A 14,503-nucleotide genomic window follows, 5' to 3' on the forward strand; every position below is an offset into this window, starting at 1 on the left:
AGGCAGGCCTCATTGCTGAGCTCTATTTTTCAAATAAATGCAGGCAGGCTTCATAGCCCTCTTCCTTCAGCTTGTCTTTCGGAATAAACCGGAGTGCCGCAGAGTTAATGCAATAACGGAGACCGCTTGGCCCCGGGCCGTCATTAAATACGTGGCCTAAGTGGGAATCCGCTGTTTTGCTTCTCACTTCCGTCCGGATCATCCCGTGGCTTGTGTCCAGTTTTTCGTCAACCTCTTCTTCCTCAATCGGTTTTGTAAAACTGGGCCAGCCGCAATGAGAATCGAATTTATCCAGAGAAGTAAACAAGGGCTTTCCCGATACGATATCAACATACAGCCCCTCTTCTTTGTGATCCCAGAATTCATTTTGAAACGGCGGCTCCGTTCCGTTATTTTGTGTGACTTCATATTGCATGCGGTTTAATGATTTGATTTTTTCTTCTTTATTAAAAGCCATCTTATCTGTCCCTCCAATGCTCATCCAGAAAGCCTTGACGTCCGGAACCTACACGGTAGCGCCCGTAGTGATCAGGATTTTTCTTATAAAAGTGCTGATGATAGCCTTCCGCTTCATAAAAAGGCTCAGCCTTTAAAATGTCTGTCACGATCGGCTTTTTAAATATGCCGCTTTCTTCAAGCTGTTTTTTTGAGGCTTCAGCGATATGTTTTTGTTCATCATTATGGTAATATATCGCCGCCCGATATGAACTTCCGCGGTCTGCAAACTGGCCGCCTGCATCAGTCGGGTCGATCTGCTGCCAAAACAGCTCGACAAGCTTTTCATACGGATAAATGTCAGGTTGAAATGTGATTTGAACGGCTTCTCTGTGTCCGGTCGTTTCACTGCACACTTCTTCGTAAGTCGGATTCTCAGTATGGCCTCCTGTATAGCCGGACACCACCTTTTCAATTCCGGGCTGTTCGTCAAACGGCTTCACCATGCACCAAAAACAGCCGCCTGCAAATGTGGCGATTTCTTTTTTTTCTGACATACGGGTGCCCTCCTTTGTTCATACGTGGTATTATTATATTATAGCATGTATAAACAGAATAAAAATAATTCTGCTTTCAGGGGAAGCTAAACGAATGCCACGCTGACTACATATTGGAGGTTCATGATTTGAAAGTAAGGACACAAATGATGTATGATATGGAAGCTTTGCTTCGAAAAGTGTTTAAACAAATCAGAAATGAAGTTAATGAAATTCTAGATAAAGAGCTGTCCAGGAACGAATTCACCATTTTGCGGATTCTCAGTGAACAAGGGCCTAAAAAAGTAACGGAATTCGCCCCTATTCTTGAGGTCTCCGCAAGCCACATTACCGCAGTGACCGACGCTTTAGTAGAAAAGGAATGGATCACCCGCATCCGTTCTAAAGAGGACAGGCGAATTATCAGAATCCATATTACGGAAGCCGGGGAGAAAATTGTCGATCATTTCAACCAAAAAAAAACAGAATACTTTTTTAAACGGTTTGACTGCTACTCTGATGAAGAGCTTGCAACGTTAATCAAACTGTTCAGCAAGCTAGACAAAAAACGCTGACGCGAAAAAACACAAATCCCTGAAAGGATCTGTGTTTTTTTTTATGAAAACTTATTGTTTCGGATGATAATAGGAAAATTCAATTTCATCCGTGTCAAGATTGATTTTATCCGCTTTTACATACATGCCGTTGTCTAAAGGCATTTCTGACAGACGAATCTCGATGCTTTTATCCCCGGAATGAACGTGCACAAATGACGGGAGTTCATAAAAGCTGTCCATATAATTCAGCACAAAGCTGATCGGCAGGCTTAATTCGCCTAATGAAAACTTCGTCACTTTCAAAATCACATCTCCGTTCTCCTGTACGGACGGTTCAAATGTGACGACCGCGTTAATGGAGGTTGAGAATGCTTTGATTTTACCTGCCACGTGCACATCGTTATTGATGTCCACTTTGTAGTCAAGCTGATTCGATGCCTTCTCTTTTAAGTACGCATTCACAAACCTGGCAAGAGATTCTTTAGAGCTTGTGATATGAAAGCCGTACTCACTTTTTGTCTGATCTTGTATTTTCGCCTGCTCTCCCGGCATAACCAATAATGTCACAATTACCGCGGCGGCAATCACATTGAGTGCGAGAAGAACAAAAAACAGCGATTTCCACTTTTTCATCATTTCACCCTATTCTGCTGGTAACCCTTGTTTTTCAATGATGCCGTATAATCGATCGGCGATGAGTGCATACCCTTTTGCGTTCGGATGAAAATCATCATCCTTAGAAATCCGTCTGCTGCCGCTTTTTTGACTGAACAAGTCTTCAACATTCACCGCAGCGGCGTGGGGATCTTTTTTCAGCTCTTTTGCGGCGATCTTGTTCCAATCCGTCACAACCCCATTAATTTCTTTTAATTCAGGCAGCGTAAACGTGAATGGATTATACATGCTGACATACACCAGCTCTGCGTTTTCATTATATTTGCGGATTTTTGAAACGATCGCCTTGAATCGTTTTTCAAAAGGTTTCTCTTCCTTTTGGAACGGCTGAACCGTCAGCTGCATCATATTCTGGCGGAGCACCTTCATTAAGTCATTGCCGCCGATGGTAAAAAAGATATAGTCGGCGCTCTTTAATGATTTCTGCACTTTTTTATTATCAAGCTTTTCCAGCAGGTCCGACGTTTTGTCGCCCTGCACCGCATAATTTTTAATATCTACCGTTTTCACATGTCCCTTTTTCTTAAGAGACTCCGCTGCCCTGCCGACGTATCCTGAACCGTCAGGATCTCCTACTCCTTCAGTCAATGAATCACCGACCGCAGCTATGACAATATGATCTTTCGTTTTCGGTTCTTCAGCGTCAGAACCGGTGCGCTGGACAGAACATGCTGATAAAAGCAAAGCCAGTCCGGCGATCAATGAGAACATTCGCAGCTTCAATCTGGTTGCTCCTTCCCCGTCTACTAGTGGAAAGTGTAACATGTTTTTTCAGTTTTGAAAATGTCTAATCTGCCAGTTTACTTGAGCTCCTCAGCCGCTTTGACATCTGAGAAGATATCATCATACGGAACCTTCTGCACACCGTCATAATCTTTAAGCACCTTGCCGTCAGGTCCGACTAAATAAAAAGAAGTTTGATGTATGACCTGGTCCTCTCCCTCCGGCTTTTTGACGATTGCTTTAAAGCTGTTCAGCGCAAAATCTTCAATGTCCTTTTGGCTGTAACCGGTCAGAAAATCCCAGTTGCGAAGCGAAAGCGGATATTTGGAAGCAAATGCTTTCAGCTGTTTCGGCTTATCATTTTCAGGATCTACACTGAACGACACAATCCGCACGTCCAGGTTCTCAGCCTTCAGTTTTTTTTGCAGTTCGGTCATGTGAGCCGTCATCGGCGGACAGACCGTATTACAATTTGTAAACATAAAGTCGGCAATCCAGACATGCCCCTTCAGGCTTTTCAGTGACACTGTTTTTCCGTCTTGGTTTTGATATGAAAACGGTTCAATCTGATAGTTCAGCGGGTCTTTTATCGTTTTCCCCCCGCAGGCGCACAAGAGCAGCAAACAAAAGACGGCAGCGAAGATTTTCATTTTTTTCATTTCCATTCCCCCCATGGATAAAACGCTTACAGCATTCATCATAAAAAAATTCCCGCACCCTCCCTTATCAAAAGGAAGGCGCTAAGGAATATGCACCGTTATGCGTTATGTTTTAAAATCTCTTGGTTGAAAACGGCCTCGTAATCTTTCCACTTCATACGGCGCTTGACATATTGTCGGAATGAATACACTGTTCTCACACTTTGTGAAGCAAAAACCTCTCTCAAATAAAGCTCAAGGTGCTGATGAATTTGAAAAAAATAATGTTCACCTTCCGTGACAACCGGTATTTCTGTCACTTTTACCTGAATCCCGTCCTGTCGTTTGAACTCTAGGCTTTTGAGTAACAAGATATCAATCCTTCTTTTTCGATTGTTTTCTTTTTATTATATACAATCTGAGAAAGCGTGTCTGTCATTTTGCGCGGCCGTTCTAAAAAAAGTCAGATTAACAGGTGGAACAGATCCTGATCTTTATTCACCTCTACGTAATGAAATCCTTTTTGATTCATCCGGGCAATGAGTGCGCCGTAATCTTCCCGATGCTTGAGCTCAATGCCGACCAATGCGGGGCCGCTGCTTTTGTTATTTTTTTTCGTGTATTCAAACCGGGTGATGTCATCATCAGGCCCGAGCACTTCATCAAGGTATTCGCGAAGCGCTCCCGCCCTTTGCGGGAAATTAACGATAAAATAATGCTGCAGCCCCTCGTAAATCATGGAGCGTTCCTTCATCTCCTGCATTCTGCCGATGTCATTATTCCCTCCGCTGACCATGCAGATGACGTTTTTCCCTTTAATCTCTTCCTTGTACAGATCAAGTGCTGACACGGACAATGCACCCGCCGGCTCCGCTACGATGGCGCATTGATTATATAATTCGAGAATCGTGCTGCACACTTTTCCTTCCGGGACAAGCACAACGTCATCGACGACGGTTTCGAGCGTTTGAAAGGTTTCGGCGCCGATTTTTTTTACGGCAGCCCCATCGACAAATTTATCAATTTTCTCAAGTTCAACCACTTGTCCGGCTTTTTTCGATTCAAAATAGGAGGCTGCGCCCTTCGGCTCTACCGCTATGATTTTTGTATCCGGCGAGATGTTTTTCATGTACATGCCGAGCCCGGACAGGAGTCCTCCTCCCCCTACGCTTGCAAAAAGAAAATGCGGTTCAACGTCAATGTCATTTAAAATTTCGATGGCAGCCGTTCCCTGTCCGGCCATGACATCGGGATCGTCAAACGGATGAATAAACGTGCGGTTTTCTTTTTCACAGCATTCCGCAGAACTCTTATACGCATCATCGAAAGTGTCACCCGTCAATATGATTTCAACAAATTCTTTTCCGAACAGTTCCACTTGGGATACTTTCTGTCTCGGTGTGGTTGACGGCATAAAAATCTTGCCGTGAATGCCGAGGTGTTTGCATGAAAACGCAACCCCCTGCGCATGGTTTCCCGCACTTGCGCATACAATTCCGTTTTCAGTCTGCTCTTTTGAGAGCTGCCTCATTTTATTATAAGCCCCTCTGAGCTTAAATGATCTGACCACCTGCAGGTCTTCCCTTTTCAAATAGATATTGCAGCCATACCTCTCAGAAAGTCTGTCATTCCTCTGCAAAGGCGTATGTATCACAACGTCCTTTACATTTTGGTGCGCTTTTAAAATGTCTTTTACCTGGATGAGAGAGTCTTCTTTAAGCAACGGTTTCATTTACAGAGTCCTTTCTTATTTAAATCCCTATTTAATATGCCATTATAACATGAATATTCAAATAATAAGATAATTATTTTAATTTTGTAAATAAAAATAAATGAACCGATACAAGAGAAAAAGATATTTTCGATCGCACAAACGTGTTATACTTAAACCAATTAGAACCAAAAGGAGCCAATTTATGAGTGTAATTGAACAAACTGATCCTTTTTATCAGCTGGCCGGCGAACATCAAACCTTTTTAGAAGCGAAACGGTTGGCCTCGCAATTTGCCTTATCTGATTTGCCGGTCTTCATAACAGGTGAAGTCGGAACCGGAAAAAAACAAATGGCCAGAGCGATCCATCATAAATCCTGCAGAAACAGCGAACTATTTATTACCGTTCACTGCAGCCAAAACGAAGAGCGGCTCGAATATGAACTGTTCAGCGCTGAAGGTGCATTAAACAGGGCCCGCCGCGGAACATTATTCTTATATGAAATCGGAGACATGCCGCTCTCGGTACAGACCCGCCTTCTTTCCGAGCTGGACGCCGGAATTTCCGCCCGCATCATTGCAAGCAGCACGGCGGATCTTGGCGATACCGGCGCAGAAAATACGTTCAGCCAAGATTTATTTTACAGGCTTCACGTGTTATGCCTTCCGCTCCCTGCTTTATCTGAACGAAAAAGCGATATACCGCTTCTTTTGCAGCATATGCTGACAGCCACGGGACAGCATGTTCATATCGATCCGTCCGTTTATCCGCTGTTTGTGCGGCACACCTTTAACGGCAACATCAGAGAACTTCAAAATGCGGCGTGCTATATGGCCGCGGCAGCATCCGGCAGCACGATTTATCCCGATGATGTCCCGCTGTATATCAAAAACAGCCAGAAAGCGAAAACAGCTAAGAAAAAAGAAAAACGGCTGACATTGATGGAGAAAGAAGAGTTTTTGTTTATTTTGGAATCAATTAAAGACTTAAATACAAAAGGCGAACCCGCCAGCAGACGGAGCATATCCGAATTAAGCGAAAACAGCACAATGACATTATCGCCCCAGCAGGTCAGAAACAGGCTTGATTACTTAGAAAAGATGAACTATGTGACAAAAGGCCGAGGACGCGCAGGAACAAAAATTACATTAGAAGGGTTGAGCTTTTTGCAGTCACTGCAAAAACAAATCCTTTAAAAAGGAGGACATTTGATTGTTCACAATAAAAGAAGAAATCGCAAATGCCGTCACACACGGAATCGGTGTATTGCTGTCGATTCCGGCGCTTATTTTTCTCATTATCTTCGCGGTGAAATACGGCTCGCCGACAGACATCGTCAGCTTTTCAATCTTCGGCGCTTCAATGCTGCTGCTGTATCTCAGCTCGACTCTTTTGCACAGCATTCAGCATAAAAAAACGAAAGACATTCTTGAAATTGTGGATCATTCCGCGATATACGTATTAATAGCCGGAACATATACGCCATTTTTATTAGGACCCCTTAAAGGGGCGCTCGGTCTGACCCTTTTAATTATTGTTTGGTCGCTTGCCATCGGAGGCATCGTGTTTAAAATCTTTTTCGTGAAGCGGTTTATCATTTTTTCAACGCTTGTCTATTTATTGATGGGCTGGCTGATCATCGTCGCCATTAAACCGTTGTACGCTTCGCTGTCAGGCCCCGGTTTCGGCCTTCTTCTTTTCGGCGGCTTATTGTATTCCGCCGGCACAATATTTTATATTTGGAGAAAGGTTCCGTATCATCACGCCATTTGGCACAGTTTTGTTTTAGGCGGCAGCGCCTCGATGTTTTTCTGTATTTTGTTTTATTGCGTCAAAGTTCCCTTTATCTGAAATAAAAAAGCACAGCCTCTCTATAGAGACTGTGCTTTTTTTATGCACGGAGCCGTTTCTGACCGGCCGGATAATAAGCGGGCTTTATATGTAATTCAATGTCAGCCGGTTTCAGCCGTTTCAGTAATCTGCCCCGCAGCAGCCGGTCTGTTCCCGAAGTGCTGACGGGCACAATCGGGAGATCGAAACGAAGTGCCATTTCCTCCGGATTGATTTTGCCGTCTTCAGACAGAATCAGACTTTGCCCTTTTTGCAGACGGACTTCCACCTCCTGAAACACGGCGTCCCGGCTGTCTCCGTCACAAATCACACCCATCAGCCGCAGCCAATTTCCGAGAAACGGCATCCGGAAAGCTTTCTCGCCAGCGATAAAACCAGCCGGCTCTTCAAGATGTCCCGCAAGCAGAAGAAGATCAGCCGGGCGCAATCTGGGATGCACATACAATACGGGGCCGTCCGGTATCGGCTGATCATGATGAATGCCGATTGCCGATCCCGATACGTCAATGCAGCCTCTCATAAAGGCTTTCGGCCTCTCATACACCAGCCTCATCTGTTTTTGAAAAGAAAGCCGCGGGTCAAGCTCTTTTTGATTGATATATTCCTGAATATTTTTCATGAACATAAATACAACGTACATCACAAGGCAGCCGTAACGAATCAATTCTTGTCCCCCTGCTTAAATCAATTCTTTTTCTCGTATACAAGGTACTCATAATCGTAAGGGTTTTTTTCATCTTTTACTCCCTGTTTGCGGGATGTCAATTCCCATTCAGCTTCATTAAATTCCGGAAAAAAACGGTCTCCTTGAAAGACATGGTGAATTTTTGTCATGTAGAGTCTGTCCGCATAAGGAAAGAGCGCACTGTACAGCTGGGCGCCGCCGATCACAAAGCATTCTTCATCCGCCGGGATCAGCTTGAGCACTTCCTCAGCCGAGTCGGCAGTAATACAGCCCGGGAATAAAGATTCGTCCCGTGAGGTTACAACGATGTTACGCCGGTTCGGAAGCGGGCGTCCGATTGATTCAAACGTTTTCCGCCCCATTACAATGGTGTGACCCGTCGTCACTTTTTTGAAATATGCGAGATCATCGGGAAGGTGCCAAGGCAGATCGTTATCTTTTCCGATCAGCCGGTTTTCATCCATCGCAAAAATAAACGAAATCATACGCTGACAGCTCCTTTTATGTGCGGATGCGGGTCATAATCCTCAATGATAAAGTCTTCAAACGTAAAATCAAAAATAGAATCAACATTTCGCGCAAACCGCAGTTTCGGTAGCGGACGGACATCCCTTGTCAGCTGCAAATTCACCTGCTCCATATGGTTTTGGTAAATGTGGACGTCTCCGAATGTATGAACAAACTCACCCGGTTCAAGCCCCGTCACATGCGCGATCATCATTGTTAAAAGCGCATAAGACGCAATATTAAACGGCACGCCGAGAAAGACATCCGCTGAGCGCTGATAAAGCTGGCACGACAGTTTTCCGTCCGCGACATAAAACTGAAACAGGCAGTGGCAAGGCGGAAGCGCCATATGATCAATTTCGCCGACATTCCAGGCGCTGACGATTAAACGTCTGGAATTCGGGTTTGTCTTGATGTCGTGAATCAGCCGGGAGATTTGATCAATGGTCTCGCCGTCCGCTCCGCGCCATGAACGCCATTGAGAACCGTAAACCGGTCCGAGTTCTCCGTTTTCATCCGCCCATTCGTTCCAGATGCGGACTCCGTTTTCCTGAAGGTAGCGGACATTCGTATCTCCTTTTAAAAACCAAAGCAGCTCATGCGCGATGGACTTAAAATGGAGCTTTTTCGTCGTAAGCATCGGGAAACCTTCCTGAAGGTTAAACCGCATTTGGTAGCCGAACGTGCTGATCGTACCCGTTCCCGTACGGTCTCCTTTTTTTTCTCCGTTTTCTAACACATGACGGCACAAATCTTTATATTGTTTCATTTTTTTCATCCTTTTAAAGTAGTCTTTTAGTAGTGTAACACAATAAAAAATCATTTCTGCAAAATTTCTCAGAAATGATTTTTTTATTTCTTCTCGCTATTACACGCTCATCCAGTCAGGCGGCGTATTGCGGTCCCAGTAAATGCTGCCGAGCTCATGATGTGATTGAAATCCGTCTTCAGCGGTATGGTAATGAAAATTAAACCAGTAGCCGTCTTGCGGAGGATGATCCCGGCGGACGTGGAACCTTAAAAGATCTTCACCCGTCAGCCTGTTATACACATGAAAAATTTTTTCAGTTTTTCCGGCCGACGGTTTGCTGGAAATAACCACATCCTGATACGCTTCATCATCTTGAAACTTGGCCAAATGTCCTGTGATCACATCTTCGATTTTCGGCAGAATTTCACTTCTGTAATCATCTTCAATGACCGGAGAGATTTTGCTGCCGAATTTTAAAAATGATTGATTTTCAGCATCACCGAGAAGCTGCTGCTGATACGATTGAAACAGTAATTCAGGCTCCCGCCCTGCCTTCTCTTCTCCCGGCAGGGCGTGTTCATCATAAAAAGCGGTGTAATCATTCTGCTCAAGACTGCTCGACTGTCCTGAAGGCTTGTCTGTCATCAAAGCAGCCGGAGGAGACACGAGTCCGAACGTTACAATGGTAAACAGAACCACAAGGGTCTTTTTCATCCACAATTTCATGACAGATTGTTCCCCTCTGTTTTATTGTCCTCTTTTCCTTTATTTTAGCATAGATGAAAGCGCGGCGTCATGTCCGGCAGCGTATTATCATGCAATATGGGAAATTGGTAACTGTGACCGAGCGGATAAACCGCTTACAATAAGAAGGAGAAAAAGGAGGGGATGAGATGATTAACGCTTTATTTGCGACTGTATCACTTCTCACGCTGCTTTATTTTGTCGTTATGGAAATCACTGATTAACGAAAAAGAAGCCCATGATATCATGAGCTCACATGGATGACACCAAAGTGGAAAAGCGCCGTCTTTCTTTTCAGCACCTTGAAGCCGTATCGTTCAAACCGCGGGCTTTTCCAATGGTCTTTAAGCACTACGCATTTTTTCGCCGCCCGGACGGCTTGCGTGATGCACTCTTCGTTAAAACCCTCTTCTGCCAACGCGCGGAGCGGTGCAATGCCGTCTGACGTTTCAACAGGTTCGTGAAACATCGGGTCAAAATAAATGACATCTACCGATGAATCAGGAAGCTCCCGCAAATAATCGGCGCAGTCGGCATGTTTGACCTGAATGCGTTTCATGGCGGTTTGGAGCTGCTCCATTCCGGTTTCCCACGTTTGAAGCCCTGTTTCTACAAGCAATGAGACAAGCTTGTTTTTCTCCAGGCCGATGACTTGTCCGCTTTTTCCGACTGCCAGGCTTGCCAAAATCGCATCGGATGCCAGGCCGAGCGTACAATCTAAAAAGGAATCCCCTTCGCGTAATCCGGCTGCTTTTAACAACGGCTCGGCTTCACCTCTCAAAAACCGCTTTGCGCGGAACATCGCTGTATTCGGGTGAAAAAAGAACTTCTCCCCTTGCTTCGTGTAAAGTTCGAACCGTTCCTTTCCGATGACTAAAAGATCGCCAGCCGCTCGTTCCAGCATTTTTTCAATGGGCTGTTTATTGCGGCTGCAGTAAGTGTCACCCAGCTTGACACTGAGCGACTGCGCTGTGTGTATCGTATATTCGCTTGGTCTGTAACTCGTTGTGATCATCTTTTCTCCAAAAAGAAAATGCCCGGAATTCGGGCATTTCAGCAGTGCGCATCGAAGGCATCCGTCAGATTTTTCATAATTTCCTCCATGTCATGCCCTTCGATTTCGTGGCGGGGAATAAAATGAACGACCTCTTTCCCTTTTAACAGCGCCATTGAAGGCGAGGAAGGTTCCTGCCCCGTAAAATATTCACGCATTTTTGCAGTTGCGTCTTTATCTTGACCGGCAAATACGGTAACCGTATGATCAGGCGCTTTTTCATGCTGTAAAACAGCCTGAGTCGCAGCCGGACGGGCAAGACCGGCTGCACAGCCGCACACGGAGTTGACAACGACCAATGTCGTGCCCTCTGCCTGTTCCATAAAGCTTTCTACTTCTTCAGCAGTCGTTAATTCCTGAAAACCCGCACCCGTCAGCTCACGGCGCATCGGCACGACCAGCTGGCGCATATATTCTTCATAAGCCATTGACATAAAAAAGCCCCCTCTAAAATCCTTATATGAAGTCAAGGATACTATAGAGGGGGCCGGAATTCAATTGTTCAGGCCTCTGTTTTATATTTTCATGATTCCGCCTGTATTGGCGCTTGTTACGAGTTTGGAATACCGGGCTAGATATCCTGTTTTTACTTTCGGCTCGAAGCCTTTCCATTCGGCCTTGCGTTTTTCCCATTCTTCTTCAGCCACTTGTATGTCCAAAATCCGTTTTTCTATGTCAACGATGACATGGTCGCCGTTTTCTACGAATGCGAGCGGGCCGCCTTCAGCCGCTTCAGGCGATACGTGCCCGATTGAAAGGCCCCGGGACGCTCCTGAAAAACGCCCGTCTGTAATAAGCGCCACTTTCGGTCCAAGCCCCATTCCGACAATCTGAGACGTCGGAGCAAGCATCTCCGGCATGCCCGGGCCGCCCTTTGGCCCTTCATAACGGATAATGACAACATCTCCTTCTTTTACTTTGCGGTTTATAATGCCTTCAAGCGCGGCTTCCTGGGAATCAAAGACGACAGCGGGCCCTTCATGTCTTGTAATCCCGTCCTGTACGCCGCCTGTTTTGATAATGGCGCCGTCCGGAGCCAGATTCCCAAATAGGACGGCCAAACCGCCTTTTTCGGTAAACGGATTGTCAATCGGATGAATCACGTCATAATCCTTTACTTCATGACCCGCAATTGTTTCTCCGAGTGTGCGGCCTGTTACAGTCAGCGCGTCAAGATGAAGCGCTCCTTCTTTTTTCGCCAATTCATTAAGGGCCGCCGAGACTCCGCCCGCTTCGTGCAGATCCTCAATGAAGACGTCCGAGGCCGGCGCCAATTTCGATAAGTGAGGCACTCGTTCAGCCACTTCGTTAATGCGTTCTAAAGAGTACTCAACCCCAGCTTCATTGGCAAGCGCAAGCGTATGTAGCACTGTGTTGGTTGAGCCGCCGAGAGCCATGTCTAACGCAAATGCGTTGTCAATCGCTTTTTCGGTGACGATATCGCGCGGCTTAATGTCTTTTTTGATGGTCTCCATCAATTGGGCCGCTGATTTTCTCACAAACTCTCTTCTTTCCGGTGAAGTTGCTAGAATTGTTCCGTTGCCCGGAAGCGCCAGACCGAGCGCTTCAGACAGACAGTTCATGGAGTTTGCCGTAAACATGCCCGAACAAGATCCGCACGTCGGGCAGCCGAACTGTTCCAGCTCCTGCAGGTCGCTTTCACCGATTTTCCCGGCTTGATATGCGCCGACGCCTTCAAATACTGAAGAAAGCGAAATTTTGCGGCCGTCGCTTGTGCGGCCGGCTGCCATCGGCCCCCCGCTGACAAAAATGGTCGGAATATTAATCCGCATAGCCGCCATCAGCATTCCCGGCGTAATTTTGTCGCAGTTCGGAATGCAGACCATTCCGTCAAACCAGTGAGCCGAGACAACCGTTTCAACTGAATCGGCAATGATTTCGCGGCTCGGCAGCGAATATCTCATGCCGATATGCCCCATCGCGATTCCGTCATCTACTCCGATCGTGTTAAATTCAAAAGGCACACCGCCCGCTTCCCTGATTGCTTCTTTTACGATTTTTCCAAATTCCTGCAGGTGAACATGCCCGGGAACGATATCGATGTATGAATTACAGACCGCGATAAACGGTTTGCCGAAGTCTTCTTCTTTTACGCCGGCAGCGCGAAGAAGGCTGCGGTGCGGCGCTCTGTCAATTCCCTGTGTGATCATGTTGCTGCGTAATTCTGCCATGGTGATCCCCCTACTGTTTTTAGACTGTACATTATTTTTAAAATTTTCAGTTTATTCTAGGGCGTGTTCTGCAAATTTTACAGTGTCTTTGCCCTGTCTCGCTTTTCTATTCTTTCTGTATTTCGATAAAAACCCTCCAACAATTAATATTGTACTTACTATATAGAGTTTTGAATCATTTTTCAACAATATTCTAAATAATTTTTATAAAAAGTGAATTCAAATAAAAAAGGTGCATGGCGCACCTTTTTGTTATAACTGTTCTTTTTTTCTGCTTTCAGTCATCTGTTTCCAGACTGAACCTTTCGCCTCTTCTCCGTGCTCAATCCGTTCAATCGCCATTTTGACTTGCAGGCTTACTTCGAATTCAGGATCGTCTTCCGCCGCTTTTAATGCTTCCAGCGCGCTTTCATCGCCGACTTCATATAAAAACATGGCCGCGCGCCAGCGCACAAGCTTACTTGAGTCACTGAGCGATTTCATCATGGCCGGGATGGCGCTCGCATCGCCGAGATCCGACAGACAGTCACCCGCCGTCCTTCTGACCGTCACCGTTTTGTCTTCAAGCGCTTTGTATAACAGCGGAAGCACAGACGGTTTTTCGATCATTCCCAAATAAACGACGGCTTGTCTTCTGATCGAAGTCTTCGGATCATGCAGCGCCTTTTCCAATACTGGTAAATCGTCTTCATCCGGATCCATTTGCTCAAGATGGGCATAGCGCTGTTTCCAGTCTTCATCATCAAGCATCTCCAATGTCACTTTATAAGCTTTCCGCTGCACTGCCGGTTTGGCCTCACCCTTTTGCTGTGCGGCTGCTTCTGTCAGACGTTTGAGCCGCTCATCACTGTAGGCGGCCTGAAGCTCTTCTGTGACATCGTGTCCGATTTCGGTAAAATCCCCGAAGCGCACGCCTTGTTCTTTCCAAGCCCGCTCAAATACAACATTTGAAGCTTCGGAACGCAGCTTTAAAATGGCTTCTTGGAAACGTTCCGGAAGGCCGAAGCGCTCTTCACGTTCGCCGTCCGTCAATTTGACCTGCATCGGGATTCCGCTGAACATTTGTACGAAAACCTTCACTTCACCGAACGATTCCTGTTCAGAACGGCTCTCAGACTGCTCCGTATGTTCCATTCCGAAGGCGGAACGGACCTGAGGCAGAATTTCCTTCCAGTCAAAACGGGCGTTTCTCTCCACAGCCAGGAAATCGGCAACGTGATAAACGCCCTTTACTCCTTCAATGTTTAAAATATCACGTACGACAGCCGGAGCATCATCTGCCTGATCGGGCTTGTAATTGTTGCTTTTCCCTGCCGGAAGCTCTTCAGTCAAAATCACTTTCATCGTGTTCGGACTCGGCGTCGGTTCTATTGATTTAATCTTCATATTGGTCCTCCTATGCGCAATCTGACACTTATTCTAACATAGTCGGCACAAGCGTT

The 14,503-nt window shown here is 45.9% G+C and carries 18 protein-coding genes; 3 read left to right on the plus strand and 15 right to left on the minus strand.

Features of this window, described 5'->3' with window-relative positions; all coding sequences use genetic code 11:
- Positions 1 to 22: 22 nt before the first annotated feature.
- Both msrB and msrA read right to left on the minus strand, forming a co-directional pair.
- On the minus strand, positions 23 to 457 hold the full coding sequence (gene msrB, locus SB724_RS05620) for a peptide-methionine (R)-S-oxide reductase MsrB (protein ID WP_007409536.1): 435 nt from the start codon (positions 455 to 457) through the stop codon (positions 23 to 25).
- A 1-nt stretch (position 458) separates the two neighbouring features.
- Positions 459 to 992, minus strand: coding sequence for a peptide-methionine (S)-S-oxide reductase MsrA (gene msrA, locus SB724_RS05625; RefSeq protein ID WP_088461024.1), 534 nt, complete (start codon positions 990 to 992; stop codon positions 459 to 461).
- A 128-nt stretch (positions 993 to 1,120) separates the two neighbouring features.
- Between msrA and SB724_RS05630 the strand changes: the two genes are divergently transcribed.
- Positions 1,121 to 1,546 carry a MarR family transcriptional regulator gene (locus tag SB724_RS05630; protein ID WP_003153639.1) on the plus strand — a complete coding sequence of 142 codons (426 nt, stop codon included), beginning with the start codon at positions 1,121 to 1,123 and terminating at the stop codon, positions 1,544 to 1,546.
- A gap of 51 nt (positions 1,547 to 1,597) precedes the next feature.
- Here the strand turns inward: SB724_RS05630 and SB724_RS05635 are convergent, their stop codons facing one another.
- From SB724_RS05635 to ilvA, 5 genes are all read right to left on the minus strand, one after another.
- Positions 1,598 to 2,161 carry a YpmS family protein gene (locus SB724_RS05635; RefSeq protein WP_017417998.1) on the minus strand — a complete coding sequence of 188 codons (564 nt, stop codon included), beginning with the start codon at positions 2,159 to 2,161 and terminating at the stop codon, positions 1,598 to 1,600.
- 9 nt (positions 2,162 to 2,170) lie between these two features.
- Positions 2,171 to 2,926 (minus strand): SGNH/GDSL hydrolase family protein, encoded by a 756-nt coding sequence (locus tag SB724_RS05640; protein ID WP_265971529.1) that lies wholly within the window; start codon positions 2,924 to 2,926, stop codon positions 2,171 to 2,173.
- A gap of 77 nt (positions 2,927 to 3,003) precedes the next feature.
- Positions 3,004 to 3,585, minus strand: a complete 582-nt coding sequence (locus tag SB724_RS05645) for an SCO family protein (RefSeq protein ID WP_265971527.1) — start codon at positions 3,583 to 3,585, stop codon at positions 3,004 to 3,006.
- Positions 3,586 to 3,683: 98 nt separating this feature from the next.
- Positions 3,684 to 3,935, minus strand: a complete 252-nt coding sequence (locus SB724_RS05650) for a DUF2535 family protein (RefSeq protein ID WP_007409532.1) — start codon at positions 3,933 to 3,935, stop codon at positions 3,684 to 3,686.
- Between the two features lie 92 nt (positions 3,936 to 4,027).
- Positions 4,028 to 5,296, minus strand: coding sequence for a threonine ammonia-lyase IlvA (gene ilvA, locus SB724_RS05655; protein ID WP_265971524.1), 1,269 nt, complete (start codon positions 5,294 to 5,296; stop codon positions 4,028 to 4,030).
- Between the two features lie 184 nt (positions 5,297 to 5,480).
- On the opposite strand from ilvA, the gene SB724_RS05660 reads away from it, so the two are divergent.
- Positions 5,481 to 6,473: a sigma-54-dependent transcriptional regulator gene (locus SB724_RS05660; RefSeq protein WP_410570397.1), complete on the plus strand. Its 993-nt coding sequence runs from the start codon at positions 5,481 to 5,483 to the stop codon at positions 6,471 to 6,473.
- A 16-nt stretch (positions 6,474 to 6,489) separates the two neighbouring features.
- Positions 6,490 to 7,128: a PAQR family membrane homeostasis protein TrhA gene (trhA, locus tag SB724_RS05665; protein WP_007612091.1), complete on the plus strand. Its 639-nt coding sequence runs from the start codon at positions 6,490 to 6,492 to the stop codon at positions 7,126 to 7,128.
- Between the two features lie 40 nt (positions 7,129 to 7,168).
- Here trhA and SB724_RS05670 read toward each other — a convergent pair whose 3' ends face one another.
- The 8 genes from SB724_RS05670 to SB724_RS05705 all read right to left on the minus strand — a co-directional run bounded on the left by SB724_RS05670 (position 7,169) and on the right by SB724_RS05705 (position 14,447).
- Positions 7,169 to 7,792 carry a lysophospholipid acyltransferase family protein gene (locus tag SB724_RS05670; RefSeq protein WP_410570399.1) on the minus strand — a complete coding sequence of 208 codons (624 nt, stop codon included), beginning with the start codon at positions 7,790 to 7,792 and terminating at the stop codon, positions 7,169 to 7,171.
- 20 nt (positions 7,793 to 7,812) lie between these two features.
- Complete coding sequence (locus tag SB724_RS05675; protein ID WP_410570401.1) at positions 7,813 to 8,298, minus strand: dihydrofolate reductase; 486 nt, start codon at positions 8,296 to 8,298, stop codon at positions 7,813 to 7,815.
- A complete protein-coding gene (locus tag SB724_RS05680; RefSeq protein WP_239033990.1) occupies positions 8,295 to 9,089 on the minus strand; it encodes a thymidylate synthase in 795 nt (264 codons plus the stop codon). Before SB724_RS05680 ends, SB724_RS05675 begins: the two co-directional genes overlap by 4 nt.
- Positions 9,090 to 9,188: 99 nt before the next feature.
- Positions 9,189 to 9,797, minus strand: coding sequence for a YpjP family protein (locus SB724_RS05685; RefSeq protein WP_007409526.1), 609 nt, complete (start codon positions 9,795 to 9,797; stop codon positions 9,189 to 9,191).
- A 262-nt stretch (positions 9,798 to 10,059) separates the two neighbouring features.
- Positions 10,060 to 10,830 carry a class I SAM-dependent methyltransferase gene (locus SB724_RS05690; RefSeq protein WP_007612096.1) on the minus strand — a complete coding sequence of 257 codons (771 nt, stop codon included), beginning with the start codon at positions 10,828 to 10,830 and terminating at the stop codon, positions 10,060 to 10,062.
- A 38-nt stretch (positions 10,831 to 10,868) separates the two neighbouring features.
- Positions 10,869 to 11,303 carry a BrxA/BrxB family bacilliredoxin gene (locus tag SB724_RS05695; protein ID WP_003153619.1) on the minus strand — a complete coding sequence of 145 codons (435 nt, stop codon included), beginning with the start codon at positions 11,301 to 11,303 and terminating at the stop codon, positions 10,869 to 10,871.
- 81 nt (positions 11,304 to 11,384) lie between these two features.
- Positions 11,385 to 13,061 carry a dihydroxy-acid dehydratase gene (gene ilvD / locus SB724_RS05700; protein WP_410570404.1) on the minus strand — a complete coding sequence of 559 codons (1,677 nt, stop codon included), beginning with the start codon at positions 13,059 to 13,061 and terminating at the stop codon, positions 11,385 to 11,387.
- A 252-nt stretch (positions 13,062 to 13,313) separates the two neighbouring features.
- Positions 13,314 to 14,447: a conserved virulence factor C family protein gene (locus SB724_RS05705; protein ID WP_032873313.1), complete on the minus strand. Its 1,134-nt coding sequence runs from the start codon at positions 14,445 to 14,447 to the stop codon at positions 13,314 to 13,316.
- Positions 14,448 to 14,503: the final 56 nt, after the last annotated feature.

Source organism: Bacillus sp. SIMBA_031, from assembly GCF_046535225.1.
Lineage (GTDB): Bacteria > Bacillota > Bacilli > Bacillales > Bacillaceae > Bacillus > Bacillus velezensis.

Coding starts and splice junctions, on each gene's coding strand:
- SB724_RS05705 (WP_032873313.1), bottom strand. CDS start 14,447: ATGAAGATTAAATCAATAGAACCGACGCCGAGTCCGAACACGATGAAA.
- SB724_RS05690 (WP_007612096.1), bottom strand. CDS start 10,830: ATGATCACAACGAGTTACAGACCAAGCGAATATACGATACACACAGCG.
- ilvD (WP_410570404.1), bottom strand. CDS start 13,061: ATGGCAGAATTACGCAGCAACATGATCACACAGGGAATTGACAGAGCG.
- SB724_RS05695 (WP_003153619.1), bottom strand. CDS start 11,303: ATGTCAATGGCTTATGAAGAATATATGCGCCAGCTGGTCGTGCCGATG.
- SB724_RS05645 (WP_265971527.1), bottom strand. CDS start 3,585: ATGAAAAAAATGAAAATCTTCGCTGCCGTCTTTTGTTTGCTGCTCTTG.
- SB724_RS05660 (WP_410570397.1), top strand. CDS start 5,481: ATGAGTGTAATTGAACAAACTGATCCTTTTTATCAGCTGGCCGGCGAA.
- SB724_RS05635 (WP_017417998.1), bottom strand. CDS start 2,161: ATGAAAAAGTGGAAATCGCTGTTTTTTGTTCTTCTCGCACTCAATGTG.
- msrA (WP_088461024.1), bottom strand. CDS start 992: ATGTCAGAAAAAAAAGAAATCGCCACATTTGCAGGCGGCTGTTTTTGG.
- SB724_RS05680 (WP_239033990.1), bottom strand. CDS start 9,089: ATGAAACAATATAAAGATTTGTGCCGTCATGTGTTAGAAAACGGAGAA.
- msrB (WP_007409536.1), bottom strand. CDS start 457: ATGGCTTTTAATAAAGAAGAAAAAATCAAATCATTAAACCGCATGCAA.
- SB724_RS05675 (WP_410570401.1), bottom strand. CDS start 8,298: ATGATTTCGTTTATTTTTGCGATGGATGAAAACCGGCTGATCGGAAAA.
- SB724_RS05685 (WP_007409526.1), bottom strand. CDS start 9,797: ATGAAATTGTGGATGAAAAAGACCCTTGTGGTTCTGTTTACCATTGTA.
- ilvA (WP_265971524.1), bottom strand. CDS start 5,296: ATGAAACCGTTGCTTAAAGAAGACTCTCTCATCCAGGTAAAAGACATT.